The sequence below is a fragment of the Bacillus sp. NPDC094064 genome (assembly GCF_050279585.1).
In the GTDB taxonomy this organism is placed as follows: domain Bacteria; phylum Bacillota; class Bacilli; order Bacillales; family Bacillaceae_G; genus Bacillus_A.
In genome coordinates this window covers 240,816-266,497 of record NZ_JBNNUI010000007.1, presented here as the reverse complement: position 1 = coordinate 266,497, position 25,682 = coordinate 240,816, and the positions used below count along the sequence as shown (strand labels likewise).

At 37.1% G+C, this 25,682-nt stretch carries 23 protein-coding genes; 7 read left to right on the top strand and 16 right to left on the bottom strand.

The window, feature by feature from the left end:
- Positions 1-2 precede the first annotated feature (2 nt).
- The 5 genes from ACQKNI_RS17880 to glpP all read right to left on the bottom strand — a co-directional run bounded on the left by ACQKNI_RS17880 (position 3) and on the right by glpP (position 6,630).
- Positions 3-536, bottom strand: coding sequence for a sigma-70 family RNA polymerase sigma factor (locus ACQKNI_RS17880; RefSeq protein WP_427282567.1), 534 nt, complete (start codon positions 534-536; stop codon positions 3-5).
- A gap of 1,164 nt (positions 537-1,700) precedes the next feature.
- Positions 1,701-3,383, bottom strand: coding sequence for an aerobic glycerol-3-phosphate dehydrogenase (glpD, locus tag ACQKNI_RS17875; protein ID WP_427282566.1), 1,683 nt, complete (start codon positions 3,381-3,383; stop codon positions 1,701-1,703).
- 133 nt (positions 3,384-3,516) lie between these two features.
- Complete coding sequence (gene glpK / locus ACQKNI_RS17870) at positions 3,517-5,007, bottom strand: glycerol kinase GlpK (RefSeq protein ID WP_427282565.1); 1,491 nt, start codon at positions 5,005-5,007, stop codon at positions 3,517-3,519.
- Between the two features lie 13 nt (positions 5,008-5,020).
- Positions 5,021-5,842, bottom strand: coding sequence for a glycerol uptake facilitator protein GlpF (gene glpF / locus ACQKNI_RS17865; RefSeq protein WP_088232657.1), 822 nt, complete (start codon positions 5,840-5,842; stop codon positions 5,021-5,023).
- Between the two features lie 227 nt (positions 5,843-6,069).
- Positions 6,070-6,630, bottom strand: coding sequence for a glycerol uptake operon antiterminator GlpP (gene glpP / locus ACQKNI_RS17860; protein ID WP_088232658.1), 561 nt, complete (start codon positions 6,628-6,630; stop codon positions 6,070-6,072).
- Between the two features lie 295 nt (positions 6,631-6,925).
- Here glpP and ACQKNI_RS17855 point away from each other — a divergent pair, with 295 nt between their 5' ends.
- Positions 6,926-7,426 (top strand): DUF1269 domain-containing protein, encoded by a 501-nt coding sequence (locus ACQKNI_RS17855; protein WP_088232659.1) that lies wholly within the window; start codon positions 6,926-6,928, stop codon positions 7,424-7,426.
- Positions 7,427-7,645: 219 nt separating this feature from the next.
- On the opposite strand, the gene ACQKNI_RS17850 is transcribed toward ACQKNI_RS17855, so the two are convergent.
- Positions 7,646-7,846: a sporulation YhaL family protein gene (locus tag ACQKNI_RS17850; RefSeq protein WP_088232660.1), complete on the bottom strand. Its 201-nt coding sequence runs from the start codon at positions 7,844-7,846 to the stop codon at positions 7,646-7,648.
- A 79-nt stretch (positions 7,847-7,925) separates the two neighbouring features.
- Positions 7,926-8,798 carry an alpha/beta fold hydrolase gene (locus tag ACQKNI_RS17845; protein WP_140417493.1) on the bottom strand — a complete coding sequence of 291 codons (873 nt, stop codon included), beginning with the start codon at positions 8,796-8,798 and terminating at the stop codon, positions 7,926-7,928.
- A gap of 158 nt (positions 8,799-8,956) precedes the next feature.
- On the opposite strand from ACQKNI_RS17845, the gene ACQKNI_RS17840 reads away from it, so the two are divergent.
- Entirely contained in the window at positions 8,957-9,121 is a 165-nt protein-coding gene (locus ACQKNI_RS17840) for a Tn3 family transposase (RefSeq protein WP_140417494.1), read from the top strand.
- A 325-nt stretch (positions 9,122-9,446) separates the two neighbouring features.
- Here the strand turns inward: ACQKNI_RS17840 and ACQKNI_RS17835 are convergent, their stop codons facing one another.
- Positions 9,447-11,399 (bottom strand): bifunctional metallophosphatase/5'-nucleotidase, encoded by a 1,953-nt coding sequence (locus tag ACQKNI_RS17835; RefSeq protein ID WP_088232662.1) that lies wholly within the window; start codon positions 11,397-11,399, stop codon positions 9,447-9,449.
- A gap of 828 nt (positions 11,400-12,227) precedes the next feature.
- Between ACQKNI_RS17835 and ACQKNI_RS17830 the strand changes: the two genes are divergently transcribed.
- Positions 12,228-13,193 (top strand): hypothetical protein, encoded by a 966-nt coding sequence (locus tag ACQKNI_RS17830; protein WP_088232663.1) that lies wholly within the window; start codon positions 12,228-12,230, stop codon positions 13,191-13,193.
- Positions 13,194-13,691: 498 nt separating this feature from the next.
- Here the strand turns inward: ACQKNI_RS17830 and ACQKNI_RS17825 are convergent, their stop codons facing one another.
- Complete coding sequence (locus ACQKNI_RS17825) at positions 13,692-14,669, bottom strand: ring-cleaving dioxygenase (protein WP_088232664.1); 978 nt, start codon at positions 14,667-14,669, stop codon at positions 13,692-13,694.
- 46 nt (positions 14,670-14,715) lie between these two features.
- Positions 14,716-15,660, bottom strand: a complete 945-nt coding sequence (locus ACQKNI_RS17820; protein ID WP_088232665.1) for a ring-cleaving dioxygenase — start codon at positions 15,658-15,660, stop codon at positions 14,716-14,718.
- 971 nt (positions 15,661-16,631) lie between these two features.
- Between ACQKNI_RS17820 and ACQKNI_RS17815 the strand changes: the two genes are divergently transcribed.
- Positions 16,632-17,513, top strand: coding sequence for a helix-turn-helix domain-containing protein (locus ACQKNI_RS17815; RefSeq protein ID WP_088232666.1), 882 nt, complete (start codon positions 16,632-16,634; stop codon positions 17,511-17,513).
- A 54-nt stretch (positions 17,514-17,567) separates the two neighbouring features.
- Here ACQKNI_RS17815 and yhaM read toward each other — a convergent pair whose 3' ends face one another.
- From yhaM to ACQKNI_RS17800, 3 genes are read right to left on the bottom strand one after another with little or no spacing between them, the layout of a single operon-like run.
- Positions 17,568-18,512, bottom strand: coding sequence for a 3'-5' exoribonuclease YhaM (gene yhaM / locus ACQKNI_RS17810; RefSeq protein WP_071711193.1), 945 nt, complete (start codon positions 18,510-18,512; stop codon positions 17,568-17,570).
- Between the two features lie 41 nt (positions 18,513-18,553).
- Positions 18,554-21,478 carry an AAA family ATPase gene (locus ACQKNI_RS17805; RefSeq protein WP_427282564.1) on the bottom strand — a complete coding sequence of 975 codons (2,925 nt, stop codon included), beginning with the start codon at positions 21,476-21,478 and terminating at the stop codon, positions 18,554-18,556.
- Positions 21,475-22,716 (bottom strand): metallophosphoesterase family protein, encoded by a 1,242-nt coding sequence (locus ACQKNI_RS17800; RefSeq protein WP_088232668.1) that lies wholly within the window; start codon positions 22,714-22,716, stop codon positions 21,475-21,477. Before ACQKNI_RS17800 ends, ACQKNI_RS17805 begins: the two co-directional genes overlap by 4 nt.
- Before the next feature lie 208 nt (positions 22,717-22,924).
- On the opposite strand from ACQKNI_RS17800, the gene ACQKNI_RS17795 reads away from it, so the two are divergent.
- Complete coding sequence (locus ACQKNI_RS17795; protein ID WP_000539550.1) at positions 22,925-23,110, top strand: YhzD family protein; 186 nt, start codon at positions 22,925-22,927, stop codon at positions 23,108-23,110.
- A 26-nt stretch (positions 23,111-23,136) separates the two neighbouring features.
- On the opposite strand, the gene ACQKNI_RS17790 is transcribed toward ACQKNI_RS17795, so the two are convergent.
- On the bottom strand, positions 23,137-23,499 hold the full coding sequence (locus ACQKNI_RS17790) for a hypothetical protein (protein ID WP_141536072.1): 363 nt from the start codon (positions 23,497-23,499) through the stop codon (positions 23,137-23,139).
- Positions 23,500-23,650: 151 nt separating this feature from the next.
- Here ACQKNI_RS17790 and ACQKNI_RS17785 point away from each other — a divergent pair, with 151 nt between their 5' ends.
- Positions 23,651-23,791: a YflJ family protein gene (locus ACQKNI_RS17785; RefSeq protein ID WP_000273535.1), complete on the top strand. Its 141-nt coding sequence runs from the start codon at positions 23,651-23,653 to the stop codon at positions 23,789-23,791.
- Between the two features lie 55 nt (positions 23,792-23,846).
- Here the strand turns inward: ACQKNI_RS17785 and ACQKNI_RS17780 are convergent, their stop codons facing one another.
- Positions 23,847-24,095 carry a 3'-5' exonuclease gene (locus ACQKNI_RS17780; protein ID WP_098357202.1) on the bottom strand — a complete coding sequence of 83 codons (249 nt, stop codon included), beginning with the start codon at positions 24,093-24,095 and terminating at the stop codon, positions 23,847-23,849.
- Positions 24,096-24,249: 154 nt separating this feature from the next.
- A complete protein-coding gene (locus ACQKNI_RS17775) occupies positions 24,250-24,444 on the bottom strand; it encodes a hypothetical protein (protein WP_098357203.1) in 195 nt (64 codons plus the stop codon).
- 162 nt (positions 24,445-24,606) lie between these two features.
- Between ACQKNI_RS17775 and ACQKNI_RS17770 the strand changes: the two genes are divergently transcribed.
- On the top strand, positions 24,607-25,599 hold the full coding sequence (locus ACQKNI_RS17770) for a zinc-dependent alcohol dehydrogenase family protein (protein WP_141552104.1): 993 nt from the start codon (positions 24,607-24,609) through the stop codon (positions 25,597-25,599).
- Positions 25,600-25,682 lie beyond the last annotated feature (83 nt).

The following is a 25,682-nucleotide window of genomic DNA, read 5'->3' as shown; positions in this document are numbered from 1 at the left end:
GATTATTCCTCCAATCCTTTCTTCAAAAGCTCCTTCGCTTTTTTCAGTCTCGTTTTTATCGTGTTTTCTTTCACGTCTATTACAATCGCAATCTCTTTAATTGATAATTCTTCATAATAAAATAGATAAATGACTTCTCGATATTTTATTGGTAAACTCATTACTGCAGAAGCCAGCCTACTATCCTCTGCATTTTGAATAACAGTTTGTTCGACACTATCATGTTGAACAAAAGTATAAGCAGATTCATCCTCTGTCACGATTACCTTTTTGTTATACCAACTTTTTAAATAGTCCTTACAATGATTAATAGCAATTCTCCATAACCATGTTTTTAAGTTCGAATTCCCTTTATATGTATGAAGGGATTTATAGCATTTCACAAATATATCTTGCGTTAAATCCTCAGCAACCTCTTTATTATTCACATATGAATACACAAGCTGTAGCACTTCTTGTCCATACTTGTTCATTATTTCGCCGATAAGAAGTTCCTTATCTTCTATTTCAAACGCTTCTACCATTAATTCATCCACATCATTTCCTCCTTCCCATATATTAGACGAAGCACTCTATGGAAAAGTTTTATAAATTTATAAAAAATTACGGTTAGCACTGTCCATACCGTTTTGTTAAACCTTTATTTCAAGTTTTATACACCACATCATAGTCTAACTCTTAACTTCATATTATCCTCTTCCTACTAAAATAGCATTTTTGTTTCAAAGCGCTCATACGTAAAACTAAGTAGATTATCTGTAAATTGCGGGCCATTTACCAGCTCTTCCGCAATTACATTCTTTTTCATCAACCAATAATTCCAATTGATGCTTAATAACACATACACTTGCCTTAATCACATTCTTCTTCCTTTCTCTCAAATAACGATTTCGTTTTCACTTCACCAACACTAATTACCAAATTTTATACAAATACATTTTTTTACTCTTTTAGTATATTAAATGTAAGCTTCCTAAAAGCTGTTATACCATTTCCCTATCCTTATTAAGGATAGGGATTTTTTTATTACATTCTATTTATAGAATCAGTCTACATAAGGATTTTGTTAAAAACTTACATGCATCTGTTTTTCGTTGTATAATTAAATTATCAATATATTAGGAGTGTTACGTGTGTCAGAAACAATACTGATTTTGTTATACGTCTGTTTCGGAATGAGTGCAGTTTTTAGCTTAATAAAGGCCTTTCGAAAGCCACAAAAAAACCAGTTCTTGATTTTATTTGATTCTCTAATTTTGATAGGAGCTATATTTTTAATAGCTAGTATCTTTATCTAAATGATATAACGAACACTCTCCAGGGAGTGAAGCAGCTAGCAAAAGCTAACTGCTTTTTTAATTTAACTAATGCTTTTATTTAATTTTCATCCGCCCATATTAGGATTGATACATTCCCACATATAATCATCAAATTCAATCTCAGCCTTATAAAGATGGCTATGATTCAAACATCATATAATAAAGTGAAACTTTAATCAGTGGGGGTTTTCTTCATCCCCCACTGATTATTAGCCTTCACCAATCGGACTTTTATGGGCAGTTGATCCCCACCTAAATTCTTTGCTTTCGCTGAATTTTGAGGTGGGGGTCTTACTGCCCATTAAAGCGGGATAAATTCATAAACAGATGAATAGCCCATAAAAAACCACCTAAAGGCTCCCCTTCAGGTGGTTTTCTCTTTTACGCTAATGCAGCTGCCTGCTCTTGTTGATCGACAGGAATGACAGCGTCTGTTAATGCTTTTTCTAGTTCTGCTGTGTATTTCATTTGCTCTTCTTTGCTCCAGCTTAGTTTCGCAGCCATGTAGTTGATCACTGCTTCTTTCCACTCGTATACCCAGTGGATGTTGAAGAATGCAGCGCCTCTGCGGCGTACGAAGAAGTCAACTGGTTTTGCTGTCATTTCGTAATCCATTGCGTATACAAGCGGGATTAGAACGTCAAGCGGCATGTTGTATTCTTTCGCTTCGTCTTTATGTTTTTTCGCTAAGTCGAATAGTACGTCAACGTTAGAACCGTAGAATTTCGCAAATTCTTCTGCTTGTGCTGTCGTTAAACCATATTTCGTACCTTCGCCTGCTTTTTTCGCAACGAATGCTGGGAATCCGTGTGAGCCACTTACATGTCCACCAGAGATTGGCATATGTTTCGTATCACTCTTCGGATATGCACTATGACCTTCTTTTTGTAGTAAGTTCGTTACGTAGTCTACTACCATTTCGGCCATTTTGCGGTATCCTGTTAATTTACCACCTGCGATTGTAATTAAACCAGATTCAGAAGTCCAAATTTCATCTTTACGAGAAATTTCAGATGCACTCTTACCTTCTTCGTAAATTAACGGACGTACACCAGCCCAACTTGATTCAACGTCTTTCTCCGTAATTTTCACGCTTGGGAACATGTAGTTAATCGCATTAATGATATATGTGCGATCTTCTGTCGTCATTTGTGGTACAGCTGCGTCTTTATCATAGAACGTATCTGTTGTACCTACATATGTTTTTCCGCCGCGCGGAATCGCGAATACCATACGTTTATCTGGTGTATCGAAGTAAATCGCTTGACCTAATGGGAAACGTTTTTGGTCAATTACTAAGTGAACACCTTTTGATAACTGAAGTACTTTTCCTTTTTTCGAATTATCTTTTTCACGAAGTGTATCTACCCAAGGACCAGCTGCGTTTACAATTTTCTTACCGTAAACTTCGTATACTTCTCCGTCTAGTAAATCGATTACACGTACACCACATACTTTTCCATCTTTATATAAGAAACTGTCTACTTTTGCGTAGTTAACAGCTTTTGCGCCATGCTCAATCGCTTCTTTCATTACTTCAATTGTAAGACGAGCATCGTCTGTACGATATTCTACGTAGTAACCGCCGCCTTTTAATCCTTCTTGTTTTACAAGAGGCTCTTTCTTCAGCGTTTCTTCACGGTTAAACATTTTTCTACGTTCGCTTCGTTTTACGCCTGCTAAGAAGTCGTATACACGAAGACCAATTGATGTACTAAATGATCCGAACGTACCGCCTGTATGGAACGGAAGTAACATCCACTCCGGTGTTGTTACATGGGGACCGTTCTCATATACGATTGCACGCTCTTTCCCCACCTCTGCTACCATTTTCACTTCAAGTTGTTTTAAATAACGTAGACCACCGTGTACAAGTTTCGTTGAACGACTTGATGTACCTGCTGCAAAGTCCTGCATTTCAAACACAATTGTTGATAATCCGCGTGTTGCTCCATCTAACGCAATACCAGAACCAGTAATACCTCCACCAATTACGATCACATCTAACTCTTGTTTATTTACTCCGTTTAATACGTCTTTACGTTGTTTACTTGAAAATTTCATGGTAATTCCTCCCTTTGATAACGAAAAAAGAGACCACAAACGCCGCTATAGATTTCGCCTCTATAGCGTGTTGTGGTCTCTCCAAATCTCCTACCGAATTATTAACTTGTCACCATTATAACACTGTTTATAATTATTTGAAAGCCTTTGTTGCTTCAATTGCCTTTTTCCAACCAGCATATAGCTCTTCGCTTGTTTCCGCTTCCATCGTTGGTTCAAAGCGTTTGTCCATATGCCACTGTGCTTTAATTTCATCTTGGTTTTTCCAATATCCAACCGCAAGACCAGCTAAGTATGCTGCCCCTAAAGCTGTCGTTTCGTTGATCACTGGACGCTCTACAGGAACGTCTAAAATATCACTTTGGAACTTCATTAAGAAGTTATTCTTAACTGCTCCCCCGTCAACGCGTAACGTGTTCAGTTCAATACCTGAATCAGCTTCCATTGCGCATAATACATCTTTCGTTTGGTAAGCTAAAGATTCTAGCGTTGCACGAATGAAATGCTCTTTCGTCGTACCGCGTGTTACACCAAACATAGCGCCGCGTACTTCGCTATCCCAGTATGGTGTACCTAAACCTACGAATGCTGGCACAACATATACGCCCTCAGTTGATTCAACACGACTAGCATACACTTCACTCTCACTTGCATCTTTAAACATGCGCATTCCGTCGCGTAACCACTGAATTGCAGAACCTGCTACGAAAATACTTCCTTCTAGCGCGTAATTTACTTTACCATCTAAACCCCATGCAATTGTTGTTAATAGACCGTGCTCAGAAGCAACTGCTTTTTCACCTGTGTTCATTAACATGAAACAACCAGTTCCATAAGTGTTCTTCGCCATACCTTCACCGAAACAAGCTTGTCCGAATAATGCCGCTTGTTGGTCACCAGCTACACCTGCAATCGGTACATTTTGACCGAAGAAGTGATAATCAACTGTTTCTCCATATATTTCAGATGATGGACGTACTTCTGGAAGCATGCTCTTTGGTACTGTTAACATGTCTAGAAGCTCATCATCCCACTGTAAGTCGTGAATGTTAAACATTAATGTACGTGATGCATTTGAATAATCTGTTACGTGCGCTTTACCACCAGATAGTTTCCATACAAGCCACGTATCAATCGTTCCGAATAATAACTCGCCGTTTTCCGCTTTCTCTCTTGCACCTTCAACGTTATCTAAAATCCATTTTACTTTCGTACCAGAGAAGTATGCGTCAATTAAAAGACCTGTTTTTTCGCGAACCATTTCGCTATAACCTTTTTCTTTTAACTCATCACAAATTTCAACTGTTTGACGAGATTGCCATACGATTGCGTTATAAATTGGTTTGCCAGTCTCTTTATCCCATACAACCGCTGTTTCACGTTGGTTCGTAATACCGATACCAGCGATTTGTTCTGGTTTTACGTCTGCTTCGCTTAAACAAGTTGCGATAACTGCTAAAATAGATCCCCAAATTTCTTGCGCGTTATGCTCTACCCAGCCCGGCTTTGGAAAATGTTGCGTAAATTCTTTTTGAGCTGAATGTACAATTTCACCTTTTTTATTGAACAGAATTGCGCGTGAGCTTGTTGTTCCTTGGTCTAATGAAAGAATATATTTTTTCATATCGGTTTCCCCCTTATGCTACTTTTCTACTATTTGTAGTGCTTCCGCTTTTTTTACTTGTCATATAAGAGATTGCTAGTACAATCACAGTTGCAATAATCACATAAATAAGTGCTGAATTTTGTTTTCCTTCAAATACAACTTGATGGAATAAACCTGCAAGTGATCCACCTAAAATTGGACCAACTACCGGAATCCATGCATACTTCCAGTTTGAACCGCCTTTTCCTGCAATCGGAAGGAAGAAGTGTGCAATACGTGGACCTAAATCACGAGCCGGGTTAATTGCATATCCTGTCGTTCCACCTAATGATAAACCAATACTTACAATTAAGAAACCTACGATAAATGGATTTAATCCGTCTGCAAATTTATTTGCTCCAATTGCTAATATACCAAATACTAAAACGAATGTTCCAATCATTTCACTTAAAAGGTTTGCAAATGTGTTCGGAATTGCTGGACCTGTCGCAAATACACCTAACTTTGTTCCTGGATCTTCTGTTTCTTTCCAGTGTGGTAAGTAATGTAAATATACAAGAACTGCCCCGATAATTGCCCCAATCATTTGTGCTGCGATATACATTGGTACGTCACTCCATGGGAACGCTCCCTTAAACGCAAGTCCTATCGTTAAAGCTGGATTCAAATGTGCCCCACTAATTGATCCAACTGCATACGCTGCTACTGCTACCGCTAAGCCCCAGCCCATCGTAATAACGATCCAACCAGAATCTTTCGCAAACGACTTCTTTAAACTTACACCAGCGCAAACGCCGCCACCAAGTAAGATTAACAACGCAGTCCCTATTAACTCTCCTAAAAATGCTGACATAGTATCCCTCCACAATCAATTTAAACGCTTTCAAAAGTGATAGAGGTAAAATGAATGGCCATTCGTTTTTTTCAAAAGAAAAAGATCCACAGCTTACATGCCTCTATATAAAAGTATATAGAAACAATAAAATGTGGATCTCTTCTTTTCTCCGTCACGTTTATTAACTTGTCTATAATGTTAACCTCTCGTGAAAGCGGTGTCAACAGAATTTTGTCACATTTCCGTCACTTTTTTTGGTAATGTTTCCATAGTTCTTTCTTCGATGTCGTAATCGCCGTCGCACCAGCATGTAACGCTCTTTCCACATCCTCCACAGTACGAATGAAACCACCCGCTAAAATCGGCACACCAGTACGCTCTTTCACTTCAGCAATCACATCCGTTAACGCTCCAGGAAGTACCTCTATATAATTCGGTTTCGTTTTTTCTAGCAAATTACAGCTCTTTTCCATCGCACTCGAATCAATTAAAAAGATGCGCTGAATTGCGACAACACCCTTTTGCTTCGCCTTCATAATTACGCTCGCCTTTGTCGATAACAACCCGTATGGTTTATATTCTTGGCATAAAAACTCCGTCGCATGCCCATCACTTTGTAATCCATGGATCAAATCAACATGTAAAAACACCTTTTTACCATGCTGCTTCGCAAGTGACACCACACTCTTTAATTGACCGACATGAATATCTAAAATAACGATATACTCATACGAACTATGTAATAGCTTTTCCAAATCTTTAATTTGCCTCACTGCCGGCAAAATTTTCTGCTCATGAAATTCCATTCTATCTGTCCCCTTCCCGTCTATTCTTTATAGTACACAATTTGAGTGGAAAGAACAGCTAGTGCGGGGAAATTCCTTCATTTTTATATAGAAGGAGAAGCACACAAAGAATCGGTAAAAGATATGTCTATGTAAAATCTAATACTATATCAGCAGGCATCTTTTGGTGTCATAATCATGCCCATTATGCTTTCCCCTAAAGAATAACGTTGCTATACAAAACATTTATTGGAAGAAGTAGACCCAAATCGTATACATATGTTATGATGATTTTAGAGAAAGGCAGGTTTTAAATATGGAAAAACAAGCTGTTGTACTTACATTTACGGAAGATATACAATCATACAAAACATTCTCTGTTATAAAAAAACTTCACCTTGAGCATCAATTAAAAGTAGATCAAATCGCCGTTATTAAACGCAAAATAGATGGTGAATTATCAGTAGAAGACTTTTTAGATATCACTGGTGCTGATAAAACAAATAAAGGCGGTTTAATCGGTATGTTTGTTGGCATACTCGGTGGACCTTTCGGTGTATTATTAGGTGGACTAATTGGATCCACAATCGGTATCTTTAAAGATAAAAAAGAAGTTACTCATGCATACTCTGTTTTTGAAAGCACATTAAAATCGATTAAACCAGGTAAAACAGGGGTAATTGCGATTGTTGAAGAACAGACAGAAGATACATTAAATAATCTTGTACAAGAAGGAAACGGGAAAATAGATCGTTATCCAGAAGCTACTTTACGTGCCGAAATTGAGGCAGAACGCAAAAAATTAAAATCTAAGTAATGCATGCATTACTATCGCGAATCGTGGTACTTAAAAGAGTCCACGATTCGTTTTTTATTATAACCATTTTTACTAGTAATCCAATTATTCGTTATTGTAGCGATTATACCTAATTCAACATACTCCCCACTCTTCATCCTATCAACTTTACACTAATAAAAGAAGCTATCTTAAAAAGATTGTATTTCACAATCTTTTTAGATAACTTCTCTCCCTTAATTATAATAAAACCGAATCCTTATCACCACTCTGATTCCGTTTCTCTCGCTCTTCTTCTAAACGTTTCATATATACTTCGCCTTCTTTTTCGATAAACTCGTTATCCATATCTTGCTCTTTTTTTGAAGTATATAAAACCATGTAGCCACTTAATACGATCCCAACAATTACAAGATAAACCCACCATGGTAAAGTTTCCAAATCACTTCATCCCTTTCCTTAGACAAGCCTTATTAGTTTCACTCTATGAGGAAAGAAGTGGATTTATGCTTACTATTTTTCATTGAGGGTGCTTCGCAAAAAATGCTTGTACATATTCCATAAACTCGATCGGTTCCTGACGAAACGGCGCGTGGTATCCTTTTTCAATAATATGAAACGTACTATTTGCAAATAGCTCGTGGTACAACTCACCATTTTCCCAAGAAACACTCTTATCATGTCGTCCCCATATAATTAAAGTCGGCACCTTAATTTTATCCGCTTCCATCGCAATGCGGCGCTCTCTCATTTTCGTAAGTTGATCATAATGCTCTTTATCATCGCGACTATTTTTCACTTCATTTTTATTATAATCCGTAATCTCTGTTACCGTTTGAAGATCGGTTGATAGCGGCGGCACTGCATTACTTTCTTTTTGCTGGAAAGATTCAATTCCTGTAGCGTCCGCTAAAATGAGATGAGTGACTGCGTCCGGATATAAATACGCTAAATTAAGGGACATCTCTCCGCCCATTGAATGACCGAGCACCGCAAACTGATCGTATCCGAGCTTCTTCATTAACTTATAATATAAATTCACTTGTGCAGGAAACGAATACTCAAAATCAACCGGCTTAGATGAACGCCCAAATCCTAAAATATCAACAGCGATAATCGTATGGTCTCTCGCAAGTTCTGGATAAATATCACTAAACCCATCAGAAGAACCACCAAACCCGTGCAGCATAAGTAAAGGCGGTTTCCCCTCACCAATTTGCTTAAAATAAATCGTCTGCCCATCAATTTGCGCCATACTCTCTTTCGTATGTAGCTTCATCATAACAGTATCTTTCACTTCTCCAACCTTCGCAATCGGCTTATCAACGAAGTTACACACTACAAGCAAAACGAGCGCAATACCGCTAATCATATAAAACTTAAACCGTTTCAAATTTCCGTCTCCTTTCTCTTGTTGCTATTTAAAGTTTTTACATTTTTTGGTTATTTTATGTTCTCTTTTTAATTGTAACTATAGTAGTTACAATTATATTAAAAAAATATTACTCATTCCCATTACTGATGGTTATTTTGTAACCATTATAGTTACAAATGAAAAGTAAGTCAATTATTTCATTCGATATGATAGACCTAGTACAAAGTAAAGTGGCTTTTTCTTTTTGTCATGTACTAGACTTTCAAATGATACCAAGGTTCAAAGCCATTCATGCACAAAAATTATATCGTCCGGACGTAGGCTGCAAGACTCATGTCTAAACTTGTAGCCAGTTTTAACTCCAGCAATCCGTTAGCGAAAATTTGAAGAAACACAGAAGTAAAAAACTTCGTGTTTCTTCTTTTAATAAAAATAAAAAATCCCCCGGATCATTAAACAGATACAGGGGATTTTCTTATCGTTGATTCTCTATATTTCCATACGTTTCATATAATTTGTGCTGTACCATCTCACTGTTAACAAAATAATCTCAGGCTTATCATGCTTCTACTAGAATACATGCTTTATTTCCATATCCATCACAAACCTTTTTAGGATAATAGTATATACAAGTTTGATAGATTTATTGCACCGGAACCATCTTTCTTATGATTTTTTAATAACCTTATTAAGTTTTTTGTAAAATTCACCTTTTGTTTTTACACGATTAAACTGATTCGGATTAATGTTAGCTTTTTGTGAGAGTGCTATAATCTCTTCTTTTGTAATTGAATCTTTAGTATTTATAGATGCTATATTTGTATATTTTCCATCTTCTGTTTTTGGAATTTCTAAAATCCCTTTATTTACAAGATCCACTACAGCCTTATGCTCTGCAGAATGTGTATCTACACCAGTAATTTTCCAATTATGCATGATTTTTGGCGTGTATACACCATCCTTTACCTCTTTTAAATATGTAATAGCAAGGTTACGGATGGTTCCACCTGTTTCTCCGAATGCATTCTCTTGTTTAGATGACCAAATTTGTTCAAACTTACGTCCCTCTAAAGCTCCTCCTTTTGCCTGAAGAGCCTCCATTCTATATGCGTTCATTCCCAGCGTCATAACATCGTTCATTTCGATTGGTTTATTTGTACGAATAGATTTTAAATTTGTAATTCTACTTCCATATGGTTTTGTTAAATCAATTTCGTATTTTACGCCCCCAAAGAAATCGTTCGTACTGTATTTAGACGCACGGCGGGTTTTATCAAAGCTAACTGTTACATCTCCGGCACGAGATGAGTTAAAATACCCTGCCGCCCATTCCATGTAGTCTTTTAAATCTTTCCCAGTTATCTTATATACTGTAATTTCTCCCAAAGCATATTGGTAATTGTACGCAATATCTTTCTTCTTAATAGGACCTACATCCAAACGGGCATAATCGTTATCAATTTGGTGGGCTACTACATCTGCTTTGCTGTAATAGAGCATAACTTCATGAAAGAAATCTGATAAAGGTGTCTCTTGAATTTGCACACTTGGAATACCCTTTATTTCATTTTCAGGAACAAGATTTCTACCCTTTAATTGAGCCACTACAACATTTGCATCTCCTCTCGCATACTCGTGAAAAGGTGTTAGTGTTTCTTCAAGTGTAGGATCAGATAATACCGTTGTTCCATCAGCTTTTTTTACAGGTATAGCGGTAGCAGTTTTATCTTTTAAAACTAGCTTTCCATCTTGCTTTGTAAAAGCAAGGTCAATACGTGAGATATGTGTTCCATATTTATCTGGTTCTGTAATAATAACACCATTTACAACTTCTTTCTTAACAAGTTTATGCATATGTGCTGCAAAAATAGCGCTTAGTTCCGGACAAGCATTCGCAATATCTTGAACTCCAGTACCAGGGATTCCATTCTCATTTTCTAGTCCCATATGCATAACCCCTACCATTACATCTACTTTACCTTCTAATTCTTTAATTGCCTTTTTTGTCTCTTCTACTGGATTTTTCACCACTAAACCATCCAAATGATTTGTCCCTTTTTCAAAGTCACTAATCATTGGTGTATTCATACCAATAATCCCAACTTTAATTCCACCTTTTTCAACAATCGTATATGCAGGAAGAAAACGCTCTCCATTTTCCTTGTAAATATTTCCTGCTAACGTCTTTCCCTTATATTGCCCACTAACTTTTTTCAATGTATCTAATCCAAAGTTAAATTCATGATTTCCAAATGCCCAAGCATCATATCCCATTGCGTTCATCGCTACCATCATTGGAGATTGTGGCTTATCATTGAATAATTCTACTGAGTTTCCTTGAATTGTATCCCCAGCATCTACTAATATGGTATTTGGATTTTCTTGACGTACATTCTTTATAACCGTATAAAGCTGCGTTAAACTTCCACTCATATTTGCTCCATCAAGCGCATAATCCCAAGGCATAAATCTACCATGAATATCTGCAGTACCTAACAATGTAATATTAACATCAGATTCCTCAGCTTTAGAGATAGCTGGTTTAACCGTTACTGCTGTTACAAGAAGCATAAGAATAACAAAATAACATACATAGTTCTTCCATTTCATTTTTTGCATAATAACAATATTTCTCCCCTTTTTGTACCGTCATAAAGTTGCTTGAACTTTAAAAATGTAACTCATTATTTGGAAAACCTCAACTGTAAAAGATAATTTTGGTAGTGGTTCTGTTGCAAAAATAAAAGAAAGTAAAGTATATACCCCTAACAGAGTTGTACTTACGCCACTCATCCAAACAATTGATGGATAAATTCTTTCTAATTTTGAACAGACTGGTCCAATAAATCAATCTATTCTTTTTTGATCACATTAAAACGGATAATAAAGGTATTTAATTTAGGTGTTATAAATGCAATAACCACCTATCATTATTAAACCAACAAATGAAAGTGAAGCAAAAATCCCCCAATTTATTTTCCCTTCAATCTGACTTATTGACTGTGAAGCACTTCTCCATATGAATTCCCCTCGATATTACTTTATTTTTCATATTGTTAAACAGATTATAAGTTCTAGTGTGTACCACAAAAAGGAGGTTTAAATAATAATCAATATTTTGTGCTGTTAAGTGATAAAAAGTTGTTTAGTTTACAATAAAGTCGTTTAAAAAATAATAAAGTTGTTAAAAAATGCGGTTCATTCCATTCAACAATCGGGCCATCTAATGGAATTAAGGAAGCGATTATTCAAAGGGAAATCGAAATTAAGTTATGGCATTTTATTCGATAATCTAGAGTAACTATGTTATGTAAGGAAGGCACTAATAGGAGTCTTGAAAATATAAGTACTTGAAAGTTGTACAAGGAAGGTTTAAAGGCATTAGGACAGTTGTGAATATATAATTATGAAATAAAGTGAGTTAGAACTTGTAGAGGAGATGAGAAGATGACAATTAGTGCAGAGAGGAAGGCCTCAAGATTGATGAGGTTGCGTAGAATCTGCGGTTATAGTGCGGCAATAGCAGTAACACCTTACCTGCTGATCAAAATTGTATGGACTTTTGGTTTCTTCCTTCCAACCGAGCAAATGGGTGACGCCAACTGGCGCATTATAAACGCAGTAACTGCCGTTCTCGCTGCGATTGGCATTCTTCTTGCAATGGCGTTTTGCAGGCCATGGGGGGAGCGGCTACCTGCGTGGTTGGTTGCTCTACCCATTTGGGTTGGTACCGGTTTGCTCGTTCCCATTTTGTTGATTGCACCGGTTCTGGGCCCTGCAGCTATGATCCGGGATCAAGAAGCAGGTGCCGCCGACTTCTGGGTATACGAGCAGATCTTCGTCATGATCTCACTTTTCGGGATTGGCATCTTCCTGCCGCTTGCATTAGCGGGGTATGCAATGGCACTTTGGCCAGAGGCGCTGAGTGGCACAACCGACTACAAGGAGTTGCCGGGCAATACTTTACAACTACAGATCATCTTGGCTAGGATTGTCGCTGCCGGTTGCATTCTGCTCGGTGTCATCAAGGTGTTTTGGGCAGTTGGTGGCTCTTTTGGCATCGACCCGGCAACTATGGGGGGACGCGATGTATGGTGGTACCTGCTGTCATTGAATACAGGTGTGTGGTCCTTTGCTGGTGCGTGGGGCATACTGGTGATATCATCCCGCCGTGGATCAAGGCGGTTTCTACCTCCTATGGCAGCGACATGGATTTCATCGGGAGCGTTGTTCTCCAACAACCTCTATTCTACCTTATCTTCAGTTCGACTCGATGCGCCACCCTCCCCAGAGTACCCATTGGCATGGTTGTTGACTACACAGGCCGGCATTGTCTTAGGTGTAATAATGGGGATGATTATCCTGTTGGTGCTACACGAACGCCGGCGAGCCCTTCGAGATGAGTCCAACTGAAGTTGATTACACAGAACCACGGACTATTGAAATTGCGCAAGAGCTCGTTTCGCGTGGAGAAGAGTTAGTGTAGTGTACTTTACAATCGAAGATTTTCGAGAGCTAAAATAATTAGTGGCTTATTCGATTAAAGGGCGCGATGGTTTTACAACATAGACAGCAAATGATTAATCTTTTTTATAAAAATCAATCTTAATACCACAATATAAGAATCCGTTTTGATCAATTTTTTTCAAAATGGATTCTTTTTATTTATCGTAAAATGCTGGAATGTTGAGTATTTTTGATCAATCTTTATTTCGAACCGACAAGAAATAACGTTATTTATTTGATTAAAAAATGTTTTAGACTGAGTATCACTGGTTTAATGTGATTTCTTTATTTTTATTTTTTATACTATTTTGGTTTCCTAAAAATACTTATAAAACGAAAATAAAAAAAGCAAGCAGTCCTAGCACTCCGCTAAAACTACTTGCCCCCTACTGACTATCTCTATTTTTACTCTTTAATCAATTCCTTCGTACTTCTCACTGTATCAATCGGACGGACTAATTTTTCGATTTCTTCACGTTTTGGCTCTAGGAACGGAGGTAACGATAATTTTTCTCCAAGTGTTTCGTATGGCTCATCTCCCATAAACCCTGGGCCATCTGTTGCAAATTCAAATAAAATTTGCGGCGCAACTCGTGCGTATAATGATTCGAAGAAGTGGCGGTTTACATATCCAGATGAAGGAAGTCCAACGCTACCTATTCTCTCAATCCATTCTTCTAATACAGCGCGATCTTCTACGCGGAATGCGGCATGGTGCACTGTACCAAAACCTTGTTGTGCTTCAGGAAGAACCGTATTATGTTCTACGATGACAGATGCACCGTTTCCACCTTCGTTCACTTCAAATAAATAGAATTCTCCTTCTTGCGCAATCTCTTTAAATAATAGAACTTTTTCTAACACTTCTTTGAAGAAAGTAAAGTTTGCGATACGGATAAATACAGGTCCTAAGCCAGTAATTGCGTATTCTAATGGAACTGGGCCGTTTTGCCACGGTGTACCTGATTCGATCCCTTTATCTAATTCATCAGAGATTAATTGATAGTGTTGGTCATCAAAATCAACGAAAGATAGAGTTTTCTTACCAAATTGTTCTTTAATTCCTGTATGTTCCACTTCAAGTCGGTCAAAACGTTTCACCCAATATTCTAATGCTGCATCAGTTGGCACACGGAATGAAGTTTTTGAAATTTCATTTGTACCGTGTACTCCTTTTGGGACACCTGGGAAATCAAAGAATGTCATATCTGTTCCGGCACTACCTTTATCATCTGCAAAGAATAAATGGTACGTTTGAATATCATCTTGGTTTACTGTTTTTTTAACTAAACGCATTCCTAACACGTAAGTGAAAAATTCATAGTTCTTTTCTGCACTACTTGTAATTGCTGTAACGTGGTGTATTCCTTTTAATTGGTTCATATTATATTCTCCTCCAATGGTTTTAAAATTTATATTTTTTCTTCTATTACTTCTCTTCAATAGGCGCTAAATTCGCTTCAATTTCTGCTCGCTTATCTTCTAAGAACGGCGGTAAATCAAGTTTTTCTCCTAAATGTTCTACATCTCCATCAATTGTAAATCCTGGTCCATCTGTCGCAATTTCAAATAGAATTCCGTTTGATTCACGGAAATATAAGCTTTTAAAATAGAAACGATCGATGATTCCTGAAGAATGGAAACCTCTTAGTTTCACCTGTTCTTCCCAATAAGCGAGCTCTGCATCATTTTTCACACGAATTGCTAAATGGTGGATGCTACCGCGGCCCGGCTTTTCAGTAGGACCATCTAAATATTTCACAACGATTTCTCCAAAAGCTTCTCCTTTAATGGACTGAAAAATTGCTTCCTCTTCGCTGCGGCTAACCTCTGTATAACCAAACATCTCTGTAAGTGTACTCGCCATTTTATCAAGTCTACGAACTGTCATTTCCACAGAACCCATTCCTTGAATTTGATGCTTTGCAGGAACTTCTGATTTCTCCCACGTTTCCCAGTGCTCCACCTTTTCTCCGTTTGAAACGAGTAGTACTAAGCGAAGACCTTCAGCATCCTCAAATTGCAAAGCAGGACGATTTGCATATGTTGTCATTTCACTATGTTCCACACCGAATTCCTCAAATCGTACTTTCCAGTAATGCAAGCTCTCCTCTGAAGGAACGAGTAATCCAATTCGAGTAATCGCATTTGTACCACGGTATGTTTTTCCTACTAAAGGTATTTCAAAAAATGATAATTCTGTACCCGGACTTCCTGTTTTATCTCCATAAAATAAGTGATACATTGACGGATCATCTTGGTTTACCGTCATTTTCACACGACGTAAACCAAGCACGTTTTTATAAAAATGATTATTTTCATTTGCGTTTTTCGTAACCATTGAAATGTGATGGTGCCCTTTAATTTCATACATTGTTTATTCCTCCGCTTCGTTTTACTAGTCAAGTGATAACTAAAAAAATAACATTTCCCACAAGTAATATGGTTTTTAGCTTTTCAATTTATTCTCATTATGTTTTTGTAAATTCATCTTAGTTTTTACTGAATAAGTTACTTTGTTTTTTTAATCGAAAGCAACTGAGTGTATGTTTTTCATACGACTCAATCACTTTCGTTACTATCACTTTACATCTCAAGTGATTAAAAAGCAAGGATAAAATCTCGAATTCAAGATATTTTTTATTACATAACATTTTAGCGTAGTGAATGGTTCTTTTATAAAACAATTACTTACCTATTAAAGGCTTCTAATTTACTTGTTCAACTAAAGATTTTATAAAGTGAAACTTTAATCAGTGGGGGTTTTCTTCATCCCCCACTGATTATCAGCCCTCACCAATCGGACTTTAATGGGCAGCTCGACCCCCACCTAAATTCTTTACTTTCGCTGAATTTTGAGGTGGGGGTCTTACTGCCCATTAAAGCGGGATAAACAAAAAGAATCCTACCTGTATGGAAGGATTCTTTTATGATGTAACTACTGTAAAAGTGTTTTCAGCTTTGATCACTTATTAAACTTCCCTTATAACCTGTAGCACCAATCATTTCAAATTTTTTTAATCCCATTGCATATGTTTGTACCAGGCTTTGTTGATGTGTGTAGACTTCACAGATGATGAAGTTTTAGACTTATCCCTTAGTGTACCAATTTTATTAGAACATCCTACAATATTTAGAAGGAATGTAGCCAATAAACACGATATTATTAATTTCTTCAAATAACCACTTCTAACTTTTTTTCAGTAACATTTTATTTATAACATAGGTTCATTCAAATTTGTTCATATTAAAATAATTAATAATTGCAACCATACTAATTTTACATTACATTAAAGGTTAGAAATTATTCTTATACTCATAAAGTGTTACATATTAGGGGGCAACATGGAGTTTTATAATTTAGGTATCACTATTAAAGAACTGAGAATAAAAAAAAATATATCACAATCCGAGTTATGTCACGGAATATGTTCACAAAGTCAAATTAGTAAAATAGAAAAAGGCATTATTTATCCATCTAGCATATTACTGTATCAATTATCTGAAAAGCTTGGTATTGATCCGAATTATATATTTGCACTAACTCAAAATAAGAAATTAAAATACGTAGAAAATGTAAAATATGTAATGAGAGATTGCACAAAGCAAAAACAATATAAAGAACTTTATGAAATAGTGGAACAAGAAAAAAACGAGAATAATTTCCAATCAAAAGAAGATCAACAATTTCTAATATGGCATGAATCAATTGCTAGATTTTATGTACATAAATCAACAAAAACTGCTTTAAAACTTTTAAACAATGCTTTAAAACTAACTATAACGAATTCTGATTTTTTATCAGAAAGAGAAATAGATATGATGCAGACGATGGCTATATTTCATTGGGACAACAATGAATACGAAAAAAGCATTACTATCTTAAAAAAATGTTTAACTCATTTTAATAAGCTAGATTTTCCTAAAGATAAAGAAATTAAATTAAAAATCATTTTTAATTTAGCAAAAATTTTAGGCCATGAACATCAACATGAAGAGGCAATAAAATACAATGATATGGGCATCAAATTAGCTATTAATCTAAATACTTTCTACCTATTGGGTGAACTATACTATGGGAAAGCTTGGAATTTATTGAAACTTAAACAATCTAATGAAAAAGATATTGCTACTAACATGGAAAAAGCGTTATTTATATTTGAACTAACAGAAAACGAAGACAAGTTAAAAATAATTAAAGAACAATATTTTGAAAAGCAAAATTAAAAAACAGCCCCACTAAGCTTACTAATACTTAATGAGGCCATTTGATTCACACTATTAATTATGGAACGACGGTTTATAGAACGAACGATTATCAAGAGCAAAGACACGTTCTGTGTATTCGCCTGGTTTTGTGCGCCCTAATGCGCGGTCCATCATATTCATTTTTGCATCTAAGTTATCGATGTAATGCAGAATTTCTGCTTCTTTTACTAAAGGTGGTTTTGGGCTACCCCACTCTGCTTTTCCGTGGTGAGACAGAACGATATGTTGAAGAATTAATACTTCTTCTGCATCGATTTGTAGTTCCTCTGCCGCTTTCCCAATTTCGTTCACCATAATCGAAATGTGGCCAAGTAAATTTCCTTCTAACGTATACGTTGTAGAAATTGGGCCAGATAGTTCGAATACTTTACCAAGGTCGTGTAAAATCACGCCTGCATATAGTAAGTCTTTATCTAACGATGGGTATAGAGTTGCAATTGCTTTCGCTAAATCTAACATCGACACTACGTGATAAGCTAGTCCAGATACGAATTCGTGATGATTTTTCGTCGCTGCTGGATACTCTAAAAACTCGTTTTGATGCTTATTTAATAAATGTCTTGTTAGACGCTGAATGTTCGGGTTTCTCATTTCAAATATGTATTGCGTAATTTTTTCAACCATATCTTCTTTTTTCACTGGTGCTTTTTCTACGAAGTCCGAGATGTCTGTTACTTCATTTTCATTCGCAACACGGATTTGTTTCACGCGTAATTGAATACGTCCTTTGTAGTTTAAAATATCTCCAGCTACTTTAACGATTGTTTCTGCTACATATTGTTTCTCAACTTCTGGTGATACGTCCCATAGCTTCGCTTCAATATCTCCACTTGGGTCTTGTAAGATTACTGTTAAAAACGGCTTTCCATTACTTGCGAGACCTTTCGTCGCTGTTTTAATTAACAAGAAAACATCGACTTGTTCACCAACTTCATACTCTGCAATTTTCTTTTTCATTCGAATTCCTCCACCAAATCAGTTACTTTTAGTATAGCATACTACAACTCATTTTCTTTACGCATATGCGTTAATTTTATAATCTGTTTTTCCGTAAAGAACGCGAGTAGATGAGCATGACATGTAAAGAAGATGACTTGTCTATCTTTCGCAATTTCCTTTATAAGTTCAATCGTTCGATTCGTCCTTACCGCGTCAAAGTGCACGAAACTATCATCAATAATAAATGGATAATCATGTTCAAATGTTTTCGCGAGTGCAAATCTCAGCGATAAATATAACTGCTCTGCTGTCGCTTGGCTTAGTTCATGACTGTAAAAACGCATGCCGTCGTTACGTTCCACAATGAAAGGTTCCGCCTCTGACGGTGAAAAGATTTTACTATAACGTCCGCCCGTTAAATAGACGAAATACTCTTCTGATTTTTGTAAAATACGCGGCAAATGTACTTCATGATAATATTGCTTCGTTTTCGTTAACACTGTCTTTGCCGCCGCATACGCAGCCCACTTCTTCACTTGTTCACGCACTTGCGCTTTTTTCATTTCCCATTCATGCAGTAAATCACCGTACGTACTACCTTCTTCTAAATTCGCAATTTCCATACGATGTTTCGCAATACGCTCTGTCAGCTCTTTCTCTTGCGCGAGACAGTTTTGCGTAGCTGTAATTTCTTGCTTTAATTTCTCTTCATAACCGTCAGCTTCATAATGTTCAGCTAATGATAAACTCGTTAAACGCTGTTCTAACAAATCAATTTGTGGTAATAAACGCCCAACTTGCTTATCGGCGTCTTCACGTTTCTCCGCTAGTTTACCTGCTTCTAAAAACATCTCTTCATCTGTAGCTTCTGCAATATGCCATAAACCGTTTCGTTCTACTAACAGTTGCTTCAATTGCCCTTGCACGAATTCATATTCTTCTTGCCATTCCGCTAGCTTCTCTTTCAGCTGCTTACAAGTTTGGAGCTTCTCTTTCTCCTGTTGCATACGACTTTGCGCTTCATAGAGCTTACTATACTCCGCGCTACCGATAACCGTTTCTAGTTTATGTTCAAAGTGCGAAATCATTTCATATAATGAGGATTTTCGCGCGCCTTGCTTCTCTAATTCACGGTATAATTGCTGCATTTTTTCCATACGCTCAAACGCCGGCAATATGTGTGCATACGTATAAAAATCTGAGAACATATAGCGCGTTTTATATGCATCTACTTGTTCGCTAATGCGGAACGTCTCTCTCTCCCATTCCTCATACGATGAAACGACTTTATCATACGCTCGCTCCATTTGCTGTAACTTATACGACTCGCGCTCAAATAGCTTACGAATCTCTTCATCTTTTTCTAGTTGATAGCGAACAGACATCGCTTCTTCACTTTGTCTCCCGCCAGCACTTTGCTCAAGAGTAAGGAGCTCTTCTTGTAATCCACTTGCCGGATCTTTATATAAAACAAGAGCAAGAACAATCCCTACAAAAACAATGACACTAATAAATAAGAGTGGGCGGTTATCAATAAATAAGCTCGTGAATAAAACAAGCGTGTTAATAAGAAGTAACAGAAGACAAACTCTTTGCCACTGCTTTTTCTTTTGCATAGCGGCTCCTGCTTTTTCCTCATACTTACGCTTCATTCTCTCTGCGCCCATACCGATAAACGCCGCATCTTGGAACGACTTCTCTTTCTCACTTAACACATTTCGCTCTTCATCCGCTAACATTTGTTTCTGAATCTGTCTTATATTTTCTTCTTGCTCTTCTAATTGCTCCTGCGCTACTTTGAACTGATCATCGAGCTGTGCTTTTTGCGTTTCTAACTCGCGCGCCTTTTGCACCGTTTGCGTCATTAACTCTTTCGTCGCCAAACTCATATCAAACGAAAGAACCGTTTCTTTTTCAAAAGTAGCACCAATTTGTTGCTCTAGCTCGGCGATTTCTTCTTTTATATTCGCAATACTTCCCGCTATGTCACGCATTTCTTGGCGTGCATTTTCATACGACAAATGCTGCATACGAAGTTCTTCTACGTAACTTTCTTTTTGTAAAAATTCTTCATCTATTTCTGTGGAATCAATTTCTGACTGTACTGTTTCAATCTTTTTTTGAAGTGAATCTACTTGCAACTGAAGCGGCTCCATTTTTGCCTTGATTGCCTCATAACGCGCTATTCCGTTTACAGGAAATTGCCCATTCTCGTTTTCTAACACTTTCTCGTGCGCACGTTTTTCAATAACGAGAGGCTCTAGCGCTGCTAATATTTCATAATCTTGCTTTCGTTTGTCCGCATTCTCTTTCTCTGCACGAACTGAAGCAAGTTTCTCTTCACTTTCTTTTAACTGCTCGACCTGTTTTTCATACGTGCCAATTTTCCCTTGCCACTCTTTCATCTTCTCTTCAAGCTTCTTCATCTCTTGCAGTGACACGTTAATTTCCGGCTTACGACCACTCGGCTTAAAGCGCTGATCCATTTCTTTCTCTAACTTTTTATCGAGCTGCAATAACGCATCGCTTCCGACTGCGCTTGCAGAAAATAAATAATTACCAATATCCGCTTCGCCTAGTTGATGAATGTTTTGAAGGCCATGCATATCAAATGAAAAGACAGAGTCAAATAAGCTTTCATTCATTCCGCTTAATATATCGTGTAAAATATCTTCGCCGCCCGTTTTCCCGTCTTCAAAATAAACGGTCACCTCGCCAGCTGCTGTTTTCGGCAATCGTTCAATTTTCAAACGGCCGTACTTCTCTGTTTGTACAGTCATCGCACCGCCATACTTTCCGCCTTCTTTCGGCTCATAACGGCGCTGTCCTCTCGTCGGAAAACCGAATAAAATACTTTTCATAAACGAGCGAATTGTCGATTTCCCCGCTTCATTTTCACCGTACAACACAGTCAACAAAGAAAGATCCATTTCCACATTTTCTAATTTTCCGTACCCATAAATATGGAGTTTTTCCATTCTCATTTCTTATCCCTCTCTTGCTGGAATAATTGCTCTAAAATAATATTTTCCGCTTCCTTTTGAATCTCTTTCTTCTCTTCCTCTGTAAAAGATTCAATACTATTACGCGCTACAGGAGATGTCCAAATCGCGCGCAACACTCCGTCCATATTTGTAAAAGCTTCTAACTCCTTCAGCACACTACCGACGAAATGATTTTCTTCTTTCAAACGTTCAATTTCTGCAAAAGAAACCGTCCCATTTTTCCACTTCATCGCATATACGAAATTTTTTCGCTCTTCGCCAGCTGCTAAAATATGAAAAATCTCTTCCGCGCGTTTTTCATCACGTAAATAAGGAGAAAGTGGTCCTTGCCCTGTAAATACGGCAGTTAAAAGCGTCCCTTCCTCTTCTCTTCGGCATTCATTCATCGCTGTTGATACTGCCGTCATAAGATCATCAACCGTTTCAAGTCCATCGATACTCACTTCTATCTCATCCCATACAACATCTGCCGTATGGAAAAATGAACATTGCGTTCCTTGTTTCGTAAGTTCAATAAGGTATGCACCTTTCTCGCCCGTCTCCTTACGATGACGCCCTTGTATGTTCCCTGGATAAATCATATACGGCTCTTCCGATAAAATTTCCCGTTTATGTATATGGCCAAGAGCCCAATAATCAAACTGCTTTTCTTTCAGCTCACGAATTTGGAACGGCGCATAGCGATTATGCTCTGCATCTCCTTCCACACTACCGTGAAGCATGCCAATATGAAAAGGCGCATCACTCATTTTCGTATACTGCGCTGTCATATTATCCGTTACCGCTTGCTGCAAATAACTAAACCCGTAAATAGAAGCGAACAACTCACCATTTTTATAAAATGACTTCTCTTCTACATAAGGCTCCGTAAACACATGAACATTTTCCGGAAACTCAATTGCAGCCCAACTTCCGCCTAAATGGTCGTGGTTACCGTGAATAATAAAAACAGGGATATCGTACTGCGAAAGTCTCTTCATTTGCTCGCGCACAAACACTTGCGCCCTCAAACTTCTCGTCTCCGCATCATACAAATCCCCGGCTAGTAATACGAAATCAACGCGCTCTTGAATCGCTTTATCAACAATACGCTCAAATGATTCAAACGTACTTTGCTTCATTCTTTCCCAAACAGACTGCGCTACATTCATTTCCATCCCTTTAAACGGACTATCCAAATGCAAATCTGCCGCATGTATAAACTTCACTTGTTTCACAAATAACGATCCTTTCTGTATTTCAAAAGTTTCATTTTATCAAGATTAAAATAGTTGAAAACAAATAATCATCAGGTATGAAAGACTCCCCGATGATTAAAGTTTCACCTTATTGTAACACGCAATGTCATATATTTCTTTGCATATTCTAGTGATTTATGACAAAATAGTTATAAGATTCTGATTTTAATTATTGGAGGGAATTTTCATGGGAGTATACGTTCTAACAGTCTTTGAAAAAGATGGTTCAAAAGCATTAGACGAATCATTTGAGGCGGCAACTGAAAAAGAAGCGAAAGCAAAAGGTGAATCTATTTTACAAGAAAAAGGATTGCACGAAAAAACACATCGCTGCACATCTTCTGCAGGTAAACTCGTTTTATTCCAGCGCTAAAAAAAGAAGCGTCATCCGCTTCTTTTTCACTCTACTATATCTTCGTCACACCACGTAAACACCACATCTAGAATGCGATTACCGATACGTACGCGTTTATTCCATTTACCTGTTTGGATCTGATGTTGCAATTCCGCTTTCATCTTTTCCGTCCAGTCGTGAATCGTTTCACTACCGTCGTACGGATATACGCTCGGAAACTCTTCCTGCAGTAGATACAAGCTTTCTACATCAAAATGAAAATGATAGAAGTAGTTTGCTGTAAGCGATGGTTCTTGCAATTGTAAAAAATGATCATCAACTTGCTTTCTATTTCTATAGAAAGTAAAGATATTCACTTTACCGCTCGTAATTTGGTCAATTTGAATTTCGTGCTTCTCTATAATCACGTCTTGCCCACCTCGTTGTATACTACCTTTAGTATATATGTCTTTTGCAACAAAGTTAACCATTTTCGCGCGAAATTCATTTCCTTCATTATATTGCCCGTACCTCCAAGTACAATCAGAACAAATAAAAAAGTTGAAGGGGAGCGATTACATGTATTTCGGAAGCAAAGGTTGGTATGTAAAAGAACTTAAAAAATTAGGTATCCGTACTTATGAAGGTAAAAAACTAGAATCGTATCGTACGCATATTTTATCTAGTTTACTTGAGAGAATGAAGAAGGCTTCGGCTTAATAAAAAAATACAAGAAGCTACTTTTAAAGTGGCTTCTTGCTTTATAATGAAAAAATCAATATCCTTTGTACCAATCATAGCCTAAATGAATAACATTCGCCTCCATATAAGACAATGAATTCTCCTTAAGAAATGTCCCATAGTCCACAAAATTATCCATTCCAAATCTATCATTCCGAAACCACGTTGCGTCACATTCATCACAAACATATACAACTTTATTTATATCTTTAATTTCTGCTTTATAAACGAGACCATTTCCATCACATCTTGGACAAACAACTTTCCCTTTAAATAGCTCCATTTAGAATTCCCCCACCACAAACCTTTAAAGCCTTAACTATATAATAGAATAAAATTTGTTCTTGCTTAATAAACTTCTTAAGCAATTCATTAAATGATTTTCACAAAAAAATTCAAAAACATGTTATTAAAAATAAGTGAAAATATTTCACACATTATTTACCTTCTTCATATAACTCTACTAATCGTCTCCCACCAGCAGTACGAGTTCCAATCATCTTACGTAATTCCTGCGCGTCTTTCGGTCTCTTAGTAATTAAGCGTGTTTCGTTTTCTATCACTGTAAAATCTGATTTTATTTGCGCCATATCAATAACTACCACTTCACCATCTTCCTTTTTGTTCAACATAACCTCATCCTCCCCTTTTACGAAATGATTCGATATATACCATATACTCCATCACTTCATATTGCCCTTCCTATTTCATTTCCTAATCTATTCCCAATAAAATAACCCCTCAAACCAAAAATGCTATAATAAACCCAATCAAACTAAGGGGGAACATCTATCTTGCACGGAAAACACATTCAATTTCACAAGTTTGGCAACCCAAAAGATGTATTGCAAGTTGAATATAAAAATATAGAACCACTAAAAGATAATGAAGTTCTCGTTCGTATGCGAGTTAGACCGATTAATCCATCTGACTTAATTCCGATCACCGGAGCGTATGCACATAGAATTCCATTACCTAACATACCTGGTTATGAAGGTGTTGGGATTGTAGAAGATGTAGGTGCGGGCGTTTCTAGAGACTTTATCGGCAAACGCGTTTTACCTTTACGCGGGGAAGGTACTTGGCAAGAATATGTGAAGACGTCAGCTGACTTTGTAGTCCCTATTCCTGATTCTATTGATGATTTTACAGCAGCACAAATGTATATTAATCCTCTTACGGCGTGGATTACATGTACAGAAACACTAAACTTAAAACAGGGTAGCGTGTTATTAGTGAATGCTTGCGGATCCGCTATTGGTCACCTTTTTGCACAGTTATCGCAAATTTTGAATTTCCGACTCATTGCAGTGACAAGAAATAGTAAACATACAGAGGAATTACTTCAACTGGGTGCCGATTATGTAATAAATACTTCCACTGCTCCGCTTCACGAAACAGTTATGGAATTAACAAACGGAGCTGGTGCAGATGCTGCGATTGATTCTATTGGAGGACCTGACGGAAATGAATTGGCGTTTTGTGTACGTCCAAATGGACATTTTTTGACTATCGGTCTTCTATCGGGCGTACAAGTAAACTGGGCAGAGATTGTCACGAAAGCAAAAGTGCACACAAACATATTTCATTTACGACATTGGAATAAAGATGTGTCACCACACAAATGGCAAGAAACGTTTCGTCACTTAATTCGCTTAGTAGAAAATAAGCAATTACGTTTTATGACGGTACATTCTACGTATGACTTAGCGGATGTGAAAACAGCGGTTGATGTTGTGCAGTCTGCTGAGAAAACAAAAGGGAAAGTGTTTTTGACTAGTTTTTAAATACAATTGAAAGTTTTTTTGATTGGCCTTTTAAATAAACTAGATAGTACGTTCAGGAATACCCAATTGTAAGTATCTGGTAT

Bases quoted from the DNA above. Each gene is read 5' to 3' on its own strand.
- glpP (WP_088232658.1), bottom strand. From the start codon at position 6,630: ATGGAATTTCATGAGCAGAAAATTTTGCCGGCAGTGAGGCAAATTAAA.
- ACQKNI_RS17855 (WP_088232659.1), top strand. From the start codon at position 6,926: ATGGAAAAACAAGCTGTTGTACTTACATTTACGGAAGATATACAATCA.
- ACQKNI_RS17830 (WP_088232663.1), top strand. From the start codon at position 12,228: ATGACAATTAGTGCAGAGAGGAAGGCCTCAAGATTGATGAGGTTGCGT.
- glpF (WP_088232657.1), bottom strand. From the start codon at position 5,842: ATGTCAGCATTTTTAGGAGAGTTAATAGGGACTGCGTTGTTAATCTTA.
- glpD (WP_427282566.1), bottom strand. From the start codon at position 3,383: ATGAAATTTTCAAGTAAACAACGTAAAGACGTATTAAACGGAGTAAAT.
- ACQKNI_RS17775 (WP_098357203.1), bottom strand. From the start codon at position 24,444: ATGTTGAACAAAAAGGAAGATGGTGAAGTGGTAGTTATTGATATGGCG.
- ACQKNI_RS17825 (WP_088232664.1), bottom strand. From the start codon at position 14,669: ATGAACCAATTAAAAGGAATACACCACGTTACAGCAATTACAAGTAGT.
- ACQKNI_RS17815 (WP_088232666.1), top strand. From the start codon at position 16,632: ATGGAGTTTTATAATTTAGGTATCACTATTAAAGAACTGAGAATAAAA.
- ACQKNI_RS17840 (WP_140417494.1), top strand. From the start codon at position 8,957: ATGAAAAGTAAGTCAATTATTTCATTCGATATGATAGACCTAGTACAA.
- ACQKNI_RS17805 (WP_427282564.1), bottom strand. From the start codon at position 21,478: ATGAGAATGGAAAAACTCCATATTTATGGGTACGGAAAATTAGAAAAT.
- ACQKNI_RS17835 (WP_088232662.1), bottom strand. From the start codon at position 11,399: ATGCAAAAAATGAAATGGAAGAACTATGTATGTTATTTTGTTATTCTT.
- yhaM (WP_071711193.1), bottom strand. From the start codon at position 18,512: ATGAAAAAGAAAATTGCAGAGTATGAAGTTGGTGAACAAGTCGATGTT.
- ACQKNI_RS17785 (WP_000273535.1), top strand. From the start codon at position 23,651: ATGTATTTCGGAAGCAAAGGTTGGTATGTAAAAGAACTTAAAAAATTA.
- glpK (WP_427282565.1), bottom strand. From the start codon at position 5,007: ATGAAAAAATATATTCTTTCATTAGACCAAGGAACAACAAGCTCACGC.
- ACQKNI_RS17780 (WP_098357202.1), bottom strand. From the start codon at position 24,095: ATGGAGCTATTTAAAGGGAAAGTTGTTTGTCCAAGATGTGATGGAAAT.
- ACQKNI_RS17820 (WP_088232665.1), bottom strand. From the start codon at position 15,660: ATGTATGAAATTAAAGGGCACCATCACATTTCAATGGTTACGAAAAAC.
- ACQKNI_RS17795 (WP_000539550.1), top strand. From the start codon at position 22,925: ATGGGAGTATACGTTCTAACAGTCTTTGAAAAAGATGGTTCAAAAGCA.